Genomic DNA, 17,200 nt, shown 5'->3' on the forward strand with positions numbered 1-17,200 from the left:
CCCTAAGTTTGGTGCTCACGGAATAGTTTTTGCTTAAAATAAGCGCGAAACGAAACAGGAGATTACCATGTATAGATACTTAGTTCTTTTTATAGCAGTAGCCTTTGGATGTACTGAATCTGCGCGAGAAGCTAATAGAAAAGACATGCTGCCCAAAGCAAGGGGAGAGGCTGATGAAATCATTTTAGTGGTTGACTCAACTCAGTGGGCAGATACAGTTGGTTTGGGAGAGGAACTTCGAAAAACCTTTATGGCTCCCATGCTGGGACTTCCCCAGGATGAGCCCCTCTTCAACGTCAGTAAAGTCAATCCAAGAAGGCTCAATTCTGTCCTAAAGTCTGCTAAGAATATGGTGTTTGTGATGACACTGGATAGTAAAACCCCAGATAGTAGAGTTCTGCAGCAGTTTTTCACCGATCAATCGCTGAATCAGATTAAACGAGATACTACTATTTATATGCGGACTCAGCGCGATGTTTTTGCTAAAGGACAAACAGTGATGTTTTTGTTTTCATCAAGTGAAGAACTACTTGCCAAAAAAATCAACTACAATCGATCGCAAATCCGAGAGTTTTTTGAAGCATCTGCCAGAGAGACAATTAAAGGTCAAATTTTTAATAGTGCACAGAAGCAGCTTGCCGCCCGAATTAAAGAAAATCATAATGTTTCCATAACGATCCCATACGGGTGGGAGAAGGCAAGAGACCTGAAAAATTTTGTGTGGCTAAGGAAAATGGATGCAGAGACAGAGCAGAGCTTATTTATCTATTACGAGCCTTATACGGATAGGGGAATATTTAATGAGATAGGGGAATTTCGCGACAAGATCACCAGACAAAACCTATACGATGGAGAGAATCCGGATGTTTACATTAAGCGTCAGGAAATAATCCCAGTATTCACCGAGCGTGTAAACTTCAATGGCAACTTTGCGGTGGAGGCCAGAGGTCTTTGGAAGATCAGTGACAATTCCAGAGGGGGGCCTTTTGTAAGCTACACTATTGTGGATGAAGCCGCAGGGCTTGTGTTTTATGTGGAGGGGTATGTGGATTCTCCAGGTACACGTAAGAAAAATCTGGTTAGGGAAATAGAAGCAATTCTTTCCACATTTAAGACGAAGAGCGAAATTTCTGCACCAAAAGAAGCTTCTTAATCTGTTCTAATAATTGCTTATTCCTTTTTAGTTGGTGACCTTTGAAGGTCGGATTATTATGTCCGACCCAACATTAACCAACGAAGGATGAGTACGACGAAGATTAGGCCGAAGGAGGCATTAGATTATCATTCAAATAAACCAGCTGGTAAGATTGAGGTTAACTCAACTAAACCGGTAAGTTCACAACACGATTTAGCATTAGCCTATAGCCCGGGTGTGGCTGAGCCATGTAAGGCAATAGCAGAAAACCCGGAGGACGTATATAAATACACCGCCAAAGGCAATTTGGTGGGGGTAATATCCAATGGAACCGCTGTGCTCGGTTTGGGAAACATCGGGCCGGAAGCTTCTAAGCCGGTCATGGAGGGAAAAGGTGTACTCTTCAAAAAGTTTGCTGGTATTGATGTATTTGATATTGAAATCAACGAGGAGGATCCTGATAAATTCATTGAAATTGTAAAATCCATGGAGCCTACTTTCGGGGGGATCAACCTGGAAGACATCAAAGCTCCGGAAAGCTTCAAAATAGAGCAGACATTAAGGGAGCAAATGAATATCCCTATCATGCATGATGATCAGCATGGTACGGCCATTATTTCCAGTGCAGCTCTTTTGAATGCACTCGAGGTGGTTGATAAAAAAATTGAGGATCTCAAAATAGTTGTGAGCGGTGCGGGGGCAGCAGCTATTGCATGCACTAATCTATATGTAGCGCTTGGGGCGAAAAAAGAAAACATCCTGATGGCCGATAGCAAAGGGATTCTGAATGAAAGCCGCAAGGGTCTGGATGAGATCAAATCCCAATACGTCACAAAAAAGAAAATTGAAACACTGGAGGAAGCTCTTAAGGGTGCAGACATGTTCCTTGGACTTTCCATTGCGGATGTTGTTACGCCTGCTATGCTGAAGTCCATGGCTGACAATCCAATTGTTTTCGCATTGGCGAATCCAGATCCTGAGATTGCATACGACCTGGCTATGAAAACACGCAAGGATGTGTTGATGGCGACCGGACGTTCTGACCACCCCAACCAGGTGAATAATGTTCTTGGATTCCCTTACATTTTCCGAGGAGCATTAGACGTAAGATCAACCGCCATCAATGAAGAAATGAAACTAGCTGCCGTAAAAGCTATCGCTGAGCTGGCGAAGGAACAGGTTCCTGATATCGTGCTCAAAGCATACGGAAAATCAAGCATCAAATTTGGCAGTGAGTACCTGATACCCAAGCCCATGGATCCTCGTCTCATAACTACTATTTCTCCAGCTGTTGCAAAGGCAGCCATGGATTCAGGAGTAGCAAGAATTCAGATTACGGATTGGAAGAAATATGAAGACGAGTTGTTAGAGCGTGTTGGACTGGATCAAAGACTTATTTCACGGTTTGTCTACCGTGCTCGCCAGAATCCGAAAAAGGTAGTTTTTGCTGAGGCAGATCATGTGAATATTTTGAAAGCAGCTCAGATGACCCTTGATTCAGGTATTGGGACGCCAATACTTATGGGGAAACAAAATATCATTAAAGCACTCATTGAAGAGCATGAACTTGATGCCATCAAAGATTGCGATATTATCGATCCATATGAGCATATGGACAAGGTGAATGCTTTTGCGGAGGAATACACCCTAATGCGCCAACGAAAAGGGATGACGAAGCACCTTGCTGTAAAAGCGATGCTAAGCCGGACGTATTTCGGGATGATGATGGTGGAAAAAGGAGAAGCTGATGTGCTGATTTCAGGCCTGTCAAATGACTATCCTAAGACGGTGCTGCCTGCTCTACAGATCGTGGGGATGGAAGAAGGGGTGAATAAAGTAGCAGGAATGTATATCATGAATACACCTAGAGGAAATTACTTCTTTGCAGATACCACGGTCAATATGAATCCATCAGCTGAAGAGTTGGTAGAGATTATCGGACTTACTCATCGGGCGGTTAGATTCTTCGACTATGAGCCAAAAATAGCGGGACTTTCATTCTCAAATTTTGGTTCAGCAAAAGGAGAAGTGCCGGAGAAAATGGCTAAAGCAGTGAAGTTGGCTAAGAAAAGATGGCCGGATATGATAATCGATGGTGAGATTCAAGCCAATGTGGCACTCAACAAGCATCTGATGGAAGAGCTATATCCATTCAGTGATTTGAAGGGACACAATGTAAATACGCTCATATTTCCAGATCTTCAATCAGGAAATATTGCCTATAAAACCTTGATGGAAATAGGAGGGGCTGAGGTAATAGGTCCGATACTTATGGGTATGAAAAAATCTGTTCAGGTGCTTCAGCTAGGTAGCTCAGTGCGTGAGATTTACAACATGGTAGCTATTGCAGTAGTGGATGCCGGTGTGGAAAACAGGGACGGACTATGATCACATACCTCAAAGGCCGACTTGCTTTCAAAGACCCTACCCACCTCGTTGTTGACGTGGGGGGTGTTGGGTATGAAGTGAAAATAAGTTTGATCACCTACTCCCAGGTCAAAGACAAAGAAGACATCCTGATCCAGACCTACCTACATGTTAAAGAGGACTCACACACGCTTTTCGGGTTTTATGAGCAATCGGAGAAGAAGCGCTTTCTGGATTTATTATCCATAAATGGAGTGGGGCCAAGCACCGCCTTGATGATTCTCTCTTCACTTGATGCCAAAGAACTACAGGCAGCAATTGTGCAGGAAGATGTAAAAACCATTCAGTCTGTGAAGGGCATTGGGGGTAAAACTGCACAGCGAATTATCCTTGAGTTGAAGGATAAAATGAAAAAAGAAGGTTTGCTGGATAAATCAGTGGAAATTCAGCCCCGATTTGATAATACACTGCGTTCTGAGGCGTTATCTGCCTTGACTACTTTAGGAATAAATAAGTCGGCAGCTGAAAAAACTGTCGATAAGATTTTGAAAGAATACGGAGAGGAGATTAAACTTGAAGAATTGATCAAACAAGCCCTAAAGCGGTCATAACCTAATCTAATTACTAAGCGCCTTTTTTTGAGAGTAAATCCATATATACGATTCCTTTTTGCGTCTCTCATTTTGGGTTGCTGGTCGCAAGCCAATGCGCTTTATTTTCAGCAACAGGATACGGTAAAGACTGACACACTTGGCCCATACGAGCCAAGCCAGAAACCTACTTTTCAACCGAGCTATCGTTTTGGTGATCCTTTTTCATTTAGAAGCTCCCGCTCTCCATTATTTCTAAGAGATCCATCGCAGCTGGATATGCAGGTGCAGTTCAATCCAGACACCACGGCAGATGATGCGGGGATTACTTATTCGGTTTATGAAAATATCGGATCGCTGGATTTTCGCCCGGCCTCCTTTATGACCTTTCAGGAATTTAACCGTTACAACAATTCCCAGCTAAACCGGGAGTACTTCAAAGAAAAATCTGTCGGACTGGATGGGGAAAGTGCCGTCAGCGGCAGAAGTCTCATACCAAGGCTTTACATCAGTCCAGTCTTCGATCGAATCTTCGGGGGAAGTTATGTAGACATTCAGCCCAATGGATTTGTAAATCTGGATTTTGGAGCTCGTTTTCAGCGAATTGATAACCCGGCCATCCCACTTCGCCAGCAGAAAAACGGAGCGTTCAACTTTGATCAGCAGATCAGCATGAACGTGGTAGGTAAGGTTGGTGAAAAGCTGGCCATCACTGCTAATTTTGATAACAACAACTCCTTCGATTTCCAGAACAACCTGAAGGTAGAGTATACTGGCTATGAGGAGGACATCATCAAAAAAATAGAGATCGGAAACGTAAGTATGCCGGTTTCCAATTCACTCATCCGTGGAGCTCAGTCATTGTTTGGGATTAAAACTGAATTGCAATTTGGGAAACTATACGTGACTACTGTTTTGTCGCAGCAAAGGGGGCGAAATGAGTCCATCACATTCGAGAATGGTCAGGAAAGTAATGAAGGAAGTAAAATTCCGGCTGTAGAATACGATGAAAACAGGCACTATTTTCTTGGGCATTTCTTCAGGGAAAATTACGAGAAGTCACTTAAGTCAGGACAACAGATTTCATCTGGTGTTCAGATAAGGCGAGTAGAGGTTTACGTTGTAGGTGGAAATAAAGCCACGGAGAATTTGAGAAACATTGCAGCAATCATGGATTTAGGTGAAGGCTCCCGAATATATCGTGAGGGCGATCCTGGTGTTGGAACTGGGAATGGTGGGCCTACCAGAAACGGCGCAAATAGTATTTTTAGCAATCTTCCAGCTAGTCCGATTTCAAAGGATGAAGTTGGTGCATTCTTTAGTTCCACTTTCCCAACATTCGAAAGCGAAATCGACTATGAAAATAAACCTCAAGCCAGAAAACTGGAAGAAGGTGTGGGGTATGAGCTCAATGAACAATTAGGTTATATCTCTTTGAATTCTCGACTATCTACAAACGAAGTGCTAGCTGTTGCTTATGAGTACACTTTCGACGGTAAGCAGTATAAGGTCGGTGAGCTTTCTGAGGATTACATAAACCGATCCGATGACAAAGTGATCTTCTTGAAACTCTTGAGGCCCAATGGGATCAATGCAAGCACTGATTTACCTGCCTGGGATTTGATGATGAAAAACATCTACAATATAGGTGGGTACAACATTGTACAGGAAGGTTTCGAACTGAGCATTATTTATGAGGATGATGAGACCCAGCAGTACAATCCATATTTAAGCGAAGGAAGTCTCAAGGATATTCCGCTGGTGCAGGTTCTTGATATGGATCGGTTTGGCCGCAATGGTGATTACATTCCTGATGGAAATTTCGACTTCATCAATGGGGTAACAATTAATACACAGACAGGTCTGGTTATTTTCCCTGTGGTGGAGCCTTTTGGCAAGGATCTGGAGGAAAAATTTGAAAACAATGAGACAACACTAAAGCAAAAGTATGTTTTCAATGAGATGTATGAGGAGGTAAAAGTCGATGCTAAGAATAATTACCCTACTAAAAATAAATTCTTCCTCAATGTTAAATTTTCAGGTCAAAGATCTTGTACCCAATCCTTAAGAGGCATTAATATAGCCGAGGGGTCGGTGCAGGTGACTCAAGGAGGTCGTATTCTAAACGAAGGAACCGATTATACAGTAGACTATCAGTTTGGAACAGTAACTCTGTCAGAAGCTGTTTGTAATGCCGGGGATGTTCGTGTGGATTTCGAACCACTGGATCTTTTTAACTTTCAGACCAGGACACTTACCGGAGCACGATTTGACTACCGTTTCAACCAAGATTTCAACATAGGAGCCACAGTGCTTCATCTTAATGAACGACCAGGGGGAATTACTCGATTCGCTATTGGTAATGAGCCTGCCAGAAACACCAAATATGGATTTGATATCAACTATCAGAACGATTCTCGATTCCTTACCAAAATGGTGGATGCAATTCCATTAGTGAATACCAAAGAACCATCTACAGTTACAATCAATGCAGAGTTTGCTCAGCTCATCCCCGGAACTAGTAATCAAGTGAATGGTGAAGGGATCTCCTACATCGATGATTTTGAAAATGCTGCAACACCTATCAATATCATGGGATGGCAGGCTTGGAGGCTTGGATCGACACCCAGTGGAGATTATCCGGAATGGAACAGCCAGAGCCTGGATAACCGATATCGCTCTGCTAAAATTGCATGGTATACGGTCGATAATAGTATTTTCTATCGGGCAGGAGGAAACAACAGGCCGGGAAATATCTCCGACACGGATTTGGAAAATCACTACGAGCGGTCAGTCCTGCCTCAGGAAATTTTCAGGCAAAGAGATCAAAACCTTGTAAACTTCAATGAGCCCATATTTGATGTGGCTTATTTTCCATCTGAAAGAGGGCAGTATAACTACAACCCTGCTACGAATCCTGACAACACTTTGCCTAACCCTGAGCAGAATTATGGAGCCATTACACGGGCTATCACCAGTCAAAGCAATTTCAGTAATAATAACATCGAGTACATCGAGTTTTGGTTGATGGATCCATTCATAGATGGAGACAGAGGCCGGGTGCTTGACGGAAGGCTCAATCAAAACAATACTACAGGAGGAGAATTGATCTTTAACCTGGGAAGTGTGTCTGAAGATATAGCCCGGGATGATCGTCATGCTTTTGAGAATGGACTGTCTGCAAACGGAGAGTTTACGCAAGCCGAGCTAAACTCTGATTGGGGTCGTATCACGGAAGACGAACCACTCATTAATTTCTTTGAAAATTCACCTGGTGCCAGAGAAAACCAAGACATTGGTTTGGATGGTCTAAAGGATGAAGACGAGCAGGATTATTTCACCAATTTATCTTCTTTTGATGATCCCTCAGCAGATAACTTTCGATATATTCTTGACCCTTTCTATGACCAGCTTGACGCCAAAATTGTGCAGCGGTATAAGGACTGGAACGGCATGGAAAATAACTCACCAACAAGTACTTCGGCAGGTCAGTCTTTCATCCCTTCTTCTACCAATCTCCCAGACAATGAAAACATCAATATCGACATTGACAATGATGTTTCATCCAGAGAAGCTTACTATGAATACAGGATTGATTTAGATCGTGGAAATAATCCTAACGGAGGCAACCTGCTCAGCAATTACATCGTGGATCAAATTGAAAGTGGAAATGGTGAGTCCACCTGGTATCAATTCAGAATTCCGATCAATGACAACCCGGATGTAGTTGGTGATGGTAATATTAGCTTTAATAGTATAAAATTCATCAGAATGTACCTAACAGGCTGGCAACAGCCGGTGGTACTGAGGTTCGCACAGTTTAGGTTGGTGGGAAATCAATGGCGTAAAGTAAAAACTTCCTTACAGGAACCCGGCTTGAATCCATTGCCTGAGGAAGAGACATCAGATTTCAATGTTTCGGTCGTAAACATTGAGGAAAACAGCACGACGAATTCAGGAGGTACCAGGTATGTATTGCCACCGGGCTTCAATCGTGATATAGACAATACCACCACCCAAAACAGGCGAATAAACGAGCAATCGCTGCAGCTTTGTGTAGAAGACTTGGAAGACAAAGATTCGCGTGCGGTGTTAAAAGCAGGCAATGCGTACGACCTGATCAATTATGGAAGATTGCAGATGTTCCTGCATGCTGAGGCGTACAATAATCAGATGCTATTGGACGATGAAGTTTCGGCCTTTATCAGGCTAGGTAGGGATGAGTCCAGCAACTACTATGAAATTGAAGTGCCACTAAAAGTCACACCTCCGAATTTGACCGGGTCTGATGAGGAAATTAGAAGGTTAGTCTGGCCACTGGAAAATGAAATTGATGTAAGCCTGGATGAATTGATTGGAGTTAAATCTGAAAGGAATAATGCTAAAATTGAACAAGACAGATTGTTTAGTGTGCCGTCCAATGATGGCCGATATAAATTCACTATTCTCGGAAATCCCAACCTGAGTGAAATTAAAGTGTTGATGATAGGAGTTCGGAATCCCGGTGATGCTTCCGGTTCACCAAAATCAGTGTGTATTTGGGCAAACGAACTGCGTGTGACGGATTTTGATAGAAATGCTGGCTGGGCAGCCAACGCTCGAATAAGTACTAAACTGGCCGATCTGGGTACTATTTCTGCAACCACCCAATATACCACTATCGGATTCGGTGGAATACAAGACAAGATATCAGAACGATCGAGGGAGGAAACTAAGCTGATGAACGTTTCTGCAAACCTGAATCTGGAAAAATTTATGAGACCTGACAAGACAGGACTCGTTATTCCAATGTACGTCAGTTATGAAAACACTACATCTAGGCCTCAGTTTGATCCCTTAAATCCTGATGTCCCGTTAGAAGCTTCTTTGGCGGCAATTGACGACTCACAAGAGCGAGAGAGATATCGGAAAATTGTGACCGACAGAACTACCCGGCGGAGTATCAACTTCACAAATGTGAGAAAGGAAAAGGTAAATCCTGATGCTGTACGACGTGTTTACGATATTGAGAACTTCTCCTTCAGCTATGCCTACAGCGATCGGGTAACAAACAATGTGTACACAGCTGTTTTCCTAAATAAATCAGTAAGCGGAGGACTCACCTACAATTATTCACCAACGGCCGGAACGGTGGAGCCATTCAAAAACTCGGAGAAACTCACTTCCCCATATCTTGCCATGATCAAAGACGTCAACTTCACATTCTTGCCAAGCAACCTTACTTTTTCAACGAACCTAAGAAGAGATTTTACGCTGAGACAGTACTATGATGACCAACTTCAAATAGAAAACGTTAAGCCACTCTATGAGAAAAATTTCACCTTTAGCAGGAACTACGGATTTAGATGGGACTTCACCAAGAGCCTGGGCTTGACTTATTCTGCCACAGCTAATGCGGTGATTGATGAACCGCTGGATCGAGTGGAAGGCGATATAGATACCAAAGCAGAGAAAAGCTTTATCTGGGATCAGATTCTGAATTTGGGTCGATTGAAGAATTTCAATCAAAACATTCAGCTAAACTATGCACTTCCACTTTCTAAGATTCCATTTACAGACTGGCTGTCAGCCGATGCACGATACTCCGTTGGGTATGGTTGGATTGCTGGAGCCATAGATCAGGGTGCGAATACACCTGATTCTCTTATTTTCGGAAATTTCATCAACAACCAAAGAACGATTGGTCTTACCTCCCGAGCTGATATCAACAAGCTTTACGACAAGGTCACCTTCCTGAAGAATGCCAAAGCACCACCTGCTAAAGATGAGACTGTCAGTCCGGGAAACAAAGCTTTAAGATTTTTGATGATGTTGAAATCTGTGAATGGAACGTACAATATCAATGAGAGTACGTCACTTCCTGGTTTCAAACCCAATGCCTTCTTGCTCGGATTGGATAGCGGATTCAACGCCCCGGGTATCGAATTTATCCTCGGAAGTCAGGATCCGGGAATCAAGCAAAAAGCTGCTGACAATGGATGGCTGGTGGAAAATGAAAATCTGAACTCCCCATTCCAGCAAACCTTCGGTACAGATATAGATATAAAGGCTGACCTGGAACCTAGCAAAGATTTACGTATTCAACTCACCTGGAATAGAGGATTGAATAACAGCTATCAGGAAGTGTTTAGGTTTGATGGAGCCGGAGGATTTGAAACATTAACTCCTTCCAGAAGCGGTAGCTACTCCGTTTCGTTCTTAACTATTCAAACGGCTTTTCAGAGAGACGGAGCTGAAAACACCTCTGCTGCTTTCTCTCAATTTGAGAGGAACATTGATATCATTAGAAGAAGGCAAAATGAGGCCAATGAACTGACCAATAATAACCAGAGCTTGAGCTATGATTCGATTTCTCAGGATGTGTTAATTCCAGCGTTTATAGCGGCATACTCCGGCCAGGATGCTAATAGTGTGGGACTCACTCCATTTCCTAAAACACCACTTCCAAACTGGCGTGTTGACTATACAGGGTTGATAAAAATTCCTGCCTTATCAGAGATTTTCTCATCGTTTACAGTATCGCACGGATACAATTCTTCCTATAGCGTTTCCAGTTTCACAAACTCACTCAATTATGACGAAAGTGTGGTGGGTCTTCAAAACGATATTTTGGATTATCCTCAGGCAGATACCACAGGGAGTGGGACAGGAAGGTTGGTTCCAGTATACATCATTAATCAGGTTATGATCTCGGAGCAATTTGTACCATTGATAGGATTCAATGTTCGGACTAAAAGCAATATTTCTACGCGACTGGAATATAGAAAGACGCGTAACCTTGCTCTGAATATGTCTAATGCGCAGGTGACGGAGACTACCAATAATGATGTGACACTGGATTTTGGCTATTCAAAAGTTGGCTTCAAGCTTCCCTGGAGGTTTCAGGGACGAACAATGACTTTAAAAAATGACCTCACGATGCGGGTGGCTGCATCCGTACGAGATAGCAAAACAGTGCAGCGCAGAATCAACGATAAAAGTACGGTCACAAATGGGAATTTTAGCTGGCAGGTGAGGCCTACAGTCACCTACAAAATCAACAACCAATTAGACTTCACTTTTTACATGGAGCGAAATGTTACGGACCCCAAAGCAGGCAATTCGTTCAAGCGTGCCACCAGTGCTTTCGGAGTTCAGCTAAGATTTGGTCTTGCACAGTAGGGCAGTTCGCTACTAAGTCTTATTTTTGACGCCCGTTATAAAATCAATCTAAAAATGAATATTCCTGCAGATTTACTTTACACCAAAGATCACGAATGGGTGAAAATAGATGGTGATGTGGCCACTGTTGGCGTTACCGATTTTGCCCAGGGCGAGTTGGGTGATATCGTTTATGTTGAAATTGAAACAGAAGGCGAATCGCTGGATGCCGGTGAGGTCTTTGGAACGGTGGAAGCTGTGAAGACTGTGTCTGACCTTTTCATGCCTGTGTCTGGTGAGGTGATAGAAGTAAATGGGTCACTAGAGTCAAATCCTGAGGTGGTCAATTCAGATCCCTATGGCGATGGCTGGATGATTAAGATCAAAATTTCAGATCGAGGAGATCACTTGATTTCTGCCGAAGATTATAAGGCAGAAGTTGGGGGTTAAGAAATTTTGGAATGTTTTTTGTTTGTATTTGTTAAATACCGTCGCTCTTTTGGTATATAAAAATTGAAGGGCATATATTTGATGTTCAACTTCACAAAAGAAGGAATATGGAACCGAAAAAAAATCCAAAAATAGACCTTTCCAGACAGTCAGGGTTATTCCTGAATATTGGAATGGCTGCCAGCTTATTGCTGATTATTGTGGCTTTCGAGTGGAAGACATATGATGATTCAGGCCTGATGGATCTGGGTAACGTGGATGATGATTTTGAAGATATCATCGACATTCCACCAACTGAGCAGCCACCTCCCCCACCTCCAAAAGTTCAAATCCCGGAAATCATAGAGGTTCCGGATGAGGAAGAAATCGAAGAGGAAATTGAAGTTGAGCTCGATGTAGAGGTGACTGAAGAAACGGTAGTAGAAGAGATCGTATTCGAAGAAGCTCCTGAGGAGGAAAACGTTGATGAGATTTTCACAATTGTGGAGGAGTCAGCATCATTCCCTGGAGGAATTACAGCTTTCTATGAGTACCTGAAGAAAGAGCTTAAATACCCAAGACAAGCGCAGCGTATGGGTATCGAAGGACGTGTATTCGTTCAGTTCGTAGTGGAGCGAGATGGCAGACTAACTGACATTCACGTGGTGAAAGGTATCGGAGCAGGATGTGATGAAGAAGCGGTGCGAGTACTTCAAGAGTCTCCAAAGTGGAAGCCTGGTAAGCAGCGAGGTAAGCCTGTTCGTCAGAAAATGATTCAGAATATTCTATTCAAGTTTGCTAACTAAGTATAGATAATAAATAAATTAAAAAAGCCTCTTGAGAAATCAAGAGGCTTTTTTTGTACCCTCCTCAGAAGCTTCACCACGCTGCTTCTTCTTGCTCTTTCTTCTTCTTCTCGTATGTTAGCTTGAACTCTGAGTACTCATCTGAAGTAACAAGATCCTTTAGTCTAGCCAGACCCTGATCAGCGTACTCAATTAGGTTCCATTCCAAAGCCTCAAGAATATATCTTTTTAGAAGCCTGGCACTGTAAGGATTTATTTCAAGCGCGTCAACTAAAAGTTCGTAACCCCCAGAAGTTTCTCTCTTTTTGAGTTCATCCACCACGGCCAGCACCTGATTTTCCCGAAAAGCATTCATTCTGCCAAGACTTATCAGTTCTTCTGAATTCAGGCTGTCGAGTATTGGAATAGAATAAGACTTTTTTGGTTTAGGACTATAGTGTTCCAATCGATCTAAAAATTGGTTAGCCGCTGAAGTGAGCTCAGGATTTCTTTTCAAAATTTTGAGAAGTTCTGCAGGCACTTCGTCTTTCATTCCCCTTGCAGCCATTGCTTCTAGTCTACCAAAAGTCGATTGTGTGTACTTAACATCAATAGCTTTTTCAAAAAACTCTTGCGCCAATCTGTAGGCTTGCTGATCCAATGCAAATTTCCCCAGAGCATCAAGATAGGCTCCTTTGTAATACTGATGTGTATTTGCCTGAAGATAATCGAGCATCATAAAAGCTTCATTTACTGCTCCTTTATTGTAGAGGTGAATGGCAAGGGCTTTCCTCAAGCGATCATTGAACGTGCCATCTGTTGACTTTTCGATTTCTCTGCGAGCTATGCTTTCCAGTGAATCGTGTGAAAAAAGGTAAGCCCCATTTAGTAAGTAAGCATGGCGTAGTAGATGCTTCGCTTCTTCAATTCCCTCATAATCAAATTGAAGTTGAGAATCATCAAATTGTGAGGTCAGGATATTGGCTTTGACTCCAAAATTACTACTGCTGTAATCATCATTTAGATTAGCTGAATCTATCAGATTAAGCTTTTTGAGAGCGCTCCATTTATTTACTAGGGGAGCATTATTCCAATCATCTTTAGGAGCAGCATTTTCAAAGTAGGTCAAGGCTCTGTCTGGCTCACCCTTGTGCATGTGCAAAACACCCAAATTATTTTCCATTTCACCGCTGGAATTATTTCTCAGAGCCTCTTCATAGATGGCTTGCACTTTATTCGGATTGATTTCAGAATCGAGATTTCCATAGTTTACCAGGGCATAGGGTGATGGAAATCGCTGAGCTGCACTATGAAAGTACGTTTTAGCTGGATAGTCAGCATTCTTTTTCTGTTCTTCCCAGCCGAGTGTGTAGTTAGCGTAGTGCGTATTGTATCCAAGATAGGTGGCTTGAAGGATGTATTCCTTAGCAAGTAATGGGTTCCCTTCAGTCTTAGCCTCTTGAGCGAGATAGTTGTAATAGCCTGACTTCAACAAATTGTAAGGCTCCTGCCCGGCTAAAAAATAGAAAGCCAACACTGCGAAGAAACCGCCCAGTCTCGCACTGGCATAAGGAAAGTTTCGTTCCTTGTATGCGATCTTATGTACTTCATATCCTTTGATAAGTGGGTCTATAAAGTTTCCTATGATGTAGAGAAAGAAGAGCGCACCAAACCCAATATGAAAGTACAAGATGAAATAATGAAAGGCCTGATAAACCGCATCATTACCTCGTATCATTTGATGAGAGATAAATGTGAGCAAAATAACCCCCAGGCTTAGTGTAAGCGTGTAAAGTGTATTGCTGGAAAGGTGACTACTCAAAAATCCAGCCTTAAACCTGAGACTCCAGAGGCTGATGATGCACGTGATTGTAAGCAATATGAACGGATCGAAAAAGAAAAAACTGTTCTCGAAGAGTCCTGATTTATTGAGGTAATACAAAACGAGGTTGCCCAAATAAACCATCGAAAGAATCAAGAAGTGCAAGTGATTGCTTTTTCCTCCTTTCCCAGAAGTAATTACATACAGAATGCTAAAAACAATTTCTTCCGAAACGATAAATAGAAATATCAGGCCGCAAACAGTAAAACCAAAAATGGAATGGGCTATGAGATGATCTGTAAAGAGTGCTGCATTATTTACACCCAGGAGCAGAATGAGACTCGAAATCAATAACACCACAAGTCTGACCAGAAATTTTGTTGATTTCTGATATTCATGGAAAATGATCAACGGGGTGATCAAGAGAATGAATGGAATCATCACAATCAGCCTGGATTGTATTCCAAACAACCCGACCTCAAAGAGATTTAGTCGGTTCAAGAACAATGCAAAGAGCGCCACCGTCGCAAAAAATGCATAGCGTTTTAGGTAGGTTGACGCTGACAAGGTCACACAAAGAGCAATCCACATAAGGCTAAGGAGAACCTGATCCGTCGTTAGATTTCTTGTAATCTCACTGCCGGAGTAACGCTCACTCAAAAGGTATTTTTCACCTATTATTTCATGGGTCATCAGATCCGTCTTCAATGACCAGGCTGGGAATTCGATCACTTCACCAGTGGTTGTTACTTCCCATTGGATGGAATGATCATAGCCACCCATGTAGGCCCACAGCATGAAAAGCAAACAGGCAATGAATAGACCTGTTATAGGTTTTTTTGAAGATTCAGTCACGATTAATTGATAACTTTTGGAACTCTGAAATATTCTTGATCTGCTTGAGGTGCATTTTTAAGCCCTTTTTCTCTTGGTAGATGTAGAGCTACCTCATCTTCTCTGAATTTGTTGATTTCTGAGGACATTCCAGTAAGTGGTTCTACTCCATCTGTATTCACCTCTTTTAATTTGTCCACCCAGTCTACCATCTTTTGAAGATCATCCAGCATTTGCTGTTGACTATGCTCATCAAATTCTAGTCTGGCCAGATGTGCTGTTTTTTGAAGTATTTCTTTTGTGAGTTTCATAAATCTCAAAGATCGTTAGACTTAATGAGTTCAGTCTGAATGACACGAAAAACCTCATCTTTTAGTTGTCTGGTTGATTCATCCGATGATCCTCTAGGCCAGACAGGCTCATGATAAATGATTCGGCATTTCTTTCTGCGAATATTTAGTAGATCATTATCAGGTAATATCTTATAGTTGTCCGGCATGGTTACGGGGATAATAGGTAGGTTGTTTTCCACCGCGAGCTTGAAAGCGCCATCCTTAAACTCTACCATATTAGGGTAATGCTCCAGCCTTATCCCTCCTTCCGGAAAAAGACCCAGATTGAATCCCTTCTTTATTTGCTCTCTCGCCTCTACCAAACTTGCAGCCCTGCTCCTATAGCTTGATCTATTAACGGTGATATGCAGGGTTCGGTACATATATCCAAAAATTGGAATCCTCGCTAAAGAGCTTTTTCCCACGAACTTGAAGGCCAGCGGGAACAATCCCAAAATTGGAATATCTAGGTAAGAGAAGTGATTGGCAACCAGGATATATTGCTGTCTCTTGTCAAGCTTAAACCTCCACTCCTGATGGACGGGTATAAAAGCCATTTTCAAAAAACACCACGCCCAAAGACAGTTGATTTTTAGTGCCACTTTGTGCAATGACCTAAACGGTACCATTAGAAGTAATGGAACGATTAGTAATAAAAAGAAAAAGACCATGGAAAAAATGGCCCAGAACGAATACAATCGTCTTAAAATCATCTTGCCGATTAGGTGTGCAATTAGGCCACTAAATTAGCCCCAAAATCCAGTCAGTAGAAAAAAAAGTAGGAATGTGTAATATTTTAATAGATTCGTGAATTGATGATCAAAAAACAAAATCACCGTGAGTCTATTAAAAGTAGAAAACATAAGTAAATCTTATAGTGAACATCAGGCACTGTCCAACGTGAGCATGGAAATTCCAGAGAAAACCATCTTTGGATTGTTGGGGCCTAATGGCGCTGGAAAAACGACATTAATCCGAATCATAAATCAAATCATTGAAGCAGACCAGGGTTCAATTTTATTTGATGGGTCTCCGCTCAACCTTGAGCATATCCGAAATATTGGATACCTCCCAGAAGAAAGAGGGCTTTATAAAAAGATGAAGGTGGGTGAACAGCTCGTGTATCTTGGTCAGCTCAGGGGTTTATCTCTTAGAGAAGCTTCCAAAAGAGGAAAGGCCTGGTGCCAAAAGCTGGAGATTCTAGACTGGTGGGGCAAGAAAGTTGAAGATCTTTCCAAAGGGATGGCTCAGAAGATCCAGTTCATTGCTACTGTGATGCATGAACCTAAATTGATCATTTTGGATGAGCCATTTTCTGGTTTTGACCCAGTAAATGCCAACCTGATTAAGGACGAAATCTTAGAGCTTCGTGATAAAGGTGCAACGATAATTTTCTCTACTCACCGCATGGAGTCTGTAGAGCAGCTTTGCGATCATGTCGCGATGATTAATAAGTCTGAGAAAATTCTGGATGGATCTAAAGTTGATATCAAGGAAAAATTCAGGGATGGCACCTACTATGTAGAATATAAAGAAGGAGAAGTAAAAGGTGGAGCTGGATTTGAGTTGATAAGCACCGAAGATATTGGTCGAGGATTGAAAAAGTCTTTGGTGCAATATTCATCAGATGGCAATCCAAACGAACTCCTGAAGCAACTAATCAATCAGGTGGAGATTCACTCGTTTGTAGAGCGTATTCCTAGCATGAATGATATTTTTATCTCCCTTGTAAAAGGAGAGAATCCAGAGTTAGTAGAAGCCTAATC

10 protein-coding genes are annotated in these 17,200 nt (G+C 42.2%); 7 read left to right on the top strand and 3 right to left on the bottom strand.

Translation table 11 applies throughout. The features are described from left to right. The first annotated feature begins 67 nt into the window (after nucleotides 1–67). The 6 genes from ACEQZT_RS08880 to ACEQZT_RS08905 all read left to right on the top strand — a co-directional run bounded on the left by ACEQZT_RS08880 (nucleotide 68) and on the right by ACEQZT_RS08905 (nucleotide 12,467). Nucleotides 68–1,153: a DUF4837 family protein gene (locus ACEQZT_RS08880; RefSeq protein ID WP_370089078.1), complete on the top strand. Its 1,086-nt coding sequence runs from the start codon at nucleotides 68–70 to the stop codon at nucleotides 1,151–1,153. An 87-nt stretch (nucleotides 1,154–1,240) separates the two neighbouring features. Beyond that, the gene (locus tag ACEQZT_RS08885) at nucleotides 1,241–3,523 is read left to right on the top strand and encodes an NADP-dependent malic enzyme (protein ID WP_370089079.1); all 2,283 of its coding nucleotides are present in this window, start codon (nucleotides 1,241–1,243) and stop codon (nucleotides 3,521–3,523) included. Then, complete coding sequence (gene ruvA, locus ACEQZT_RS08890; protein ID WP_370089080.1) at nucleotides 3,520–4,113, top strand: Holliday junction branch migration protein RuvA; 594 nt, start codon at nucleotides 3,520–3,522, stop codon at nucleotides 4,111–4,113. The genes ACEQZT_RS08885 and ruvA overlap by 4 nt, the downstream gene beginning before the upstream one ends. A 27-nt stretch (nucleotides 4,114–4,140) precedes the next feature. Then, nucleotides 4,141–11,253, top strand: coding sequence for a cell surface protein SprA (gene sprA, locus ACEQZT_RS08895; RefSeq protein WP_370089081.1), 7,113 nt, complete (start codon nucleotides 4,141–4,143; stop codon nucleotides 11,251–11,253). A 54-nt stretch (nucleotides 11,254–11,307) separates the two neighbouring features. Next, nucleotides 11,308–11,682, top strand: a complete 375-nt coding sequence (gene gcvH, locus ACEQZT_RS08900) for a glycine cleavage system protein GcvH (protein ID WP_370089082.1) — start codon at nucleotides 11,308–11,310, stop codon at nucleotides 11,680–11,682. Between the two features lie 107 nt (nucleotides 11,683–11,789). Further along, a complete protein-coding gene (locus ACEQZT_RS08905; protein WP_370089083.1) occupies nucleotides 11,790–12,467 on the top strand; it encodes an energy transducer TonB in 678 nt (225 codons plus the stop codon). A gap of 73 nt (nucleotides 12,468–12,540) precedes the next feature. On the opposite strand, the gene ACEQZT_RS08910 is transcribed toward ACEQZT_RS08905, so the two are convergent. Genes ACEQZT_RS08910 through ACEQZT_RS08920 form a run of 3 tightly spaced genes read right to left on the bottom strand, consistent with a single transcriptional unit; the run spans nucleotide 12,541 to nucleotide 15,991 of the window. Continuing rightward, nucleotides 12,541–15,123 carry a hypothetical protein gene (locus ACEQZT_RS08910; protein WP_370089084.1) on the bottom strand — a complete coding sequence of 861 codons (2,583 nt, stop codon included), beginning with the start codon at nucleotides 15,121–15,123 and terminating at the stop codon, nucleotides 12,541–12,543. Between the two features lie 2 nt (nucleotides 15,124–15,125). Next, the gene (gene gatC, locus ACEQZT_RS08915) at nucleotides 15,126–15,413 is read right to left on the bottom strand and encodes an Asp-tRNA(Asn)/Glu-tRNA(Gln) amidotransferase subunit GatC (RefSeq protein ID WP_370089085.1); all 288 of its coding nucleotides are present in this window, start codon (nucleotides 15,411–15,413) and stop codon (nucleotides 15,126–15,128) included. A gap of 5 nt (nucleotides 15,414–15,418) precedes the next feature. Further along, the gene (locus ACEQZT_RS08920; protein WP_370089086.1) at nucleotides 15,419–15,991 is read right to left on the bottom strand and encodes a lysophospholipid acyltransferase family protein; all 573 of its coding nucleotides are present in this window, start codon (nucleotides 15,989–15,991) and stop codon (nucleotides 15,419–15,421) included. Between the two features lie 280 nt (nucleotides 15,992–16,271). Between ACEQZT_RS08920 and ACEQZT_RS08925 the strand changes: the two genes are divergently transcribed. Next, nucleotides 16,272–17,198, top strand: a complete 927-nt coding sequence (locus tag ACEQZT_RS08925) for an ABC transporter ATP-binding protein (protein ID WP_370089087.1) — start codon at nucleotides 16,272–16,274, stop codon at nucleotides 17,196–17,198. Nucleotides 17,199–17,200 lie beyond the last annotated feature (2 nt).

Source organism: Ekhidna sp., from assembly GCF_964218185.1.
Lineage (GTDB): Bacteria > Bacteroidota > Bacteroidia > Cytophagales > Cyclobacteriaceae > Ekhidna.

Excerpts from the sequence above, each read along its gene's own strand:
- ruvA (WP_370089080.1), top strand. The coding sequence starts at position 3,520 with ATGATCACATACCTCAAAGGCCGACTTGCTTTCAAAGACCCTACCCAC.
- gatC (WP_370089085.1), bottom strand. The coding sequence starts at position 15,413 with ATGAAACTCACAAAAGAAATACTTCAAAAAACAGCACATCTGGCCAGA.
- ACEQZT_RS08905 (WP_370089083.1), top strand. The coding sequence starts at position 11,790 with ATGGAACCGAAAAAAAATCCAAAAATAGACCTTTCCAGACAGTCAGGG.
- ACEQZT_RS08880 (WP_370089078.1), top strand. The coding sequence starts at position 68 with ATGTATAGATACTTAGTTCTTTTTATAGCAGTAGCCTTTGGATGTACT.
- gcvH (WP_370089082.1), top strand. The coding sequence starts at position 11,308 with ATGAATATTCCTGCAGATTTACTTTACACCAAAGATCACGAATGGGTG.
- ACEQZT_RS08920 (WP_370089086.1), bottom strand. The coding sequence starts at position 15,991 with ATGGCTTTTATACCCGTCCATCAGGAGTGGAGGTTTAAGCTTGACAAG.
- ACEQZT_RS08885 (WP_370089079.1), top strand. The coding sequence starts at position 1,241 with ATGAGTACGACGAAGATTAGGCCGAAGGAGGCATTAGATTATCATTCA.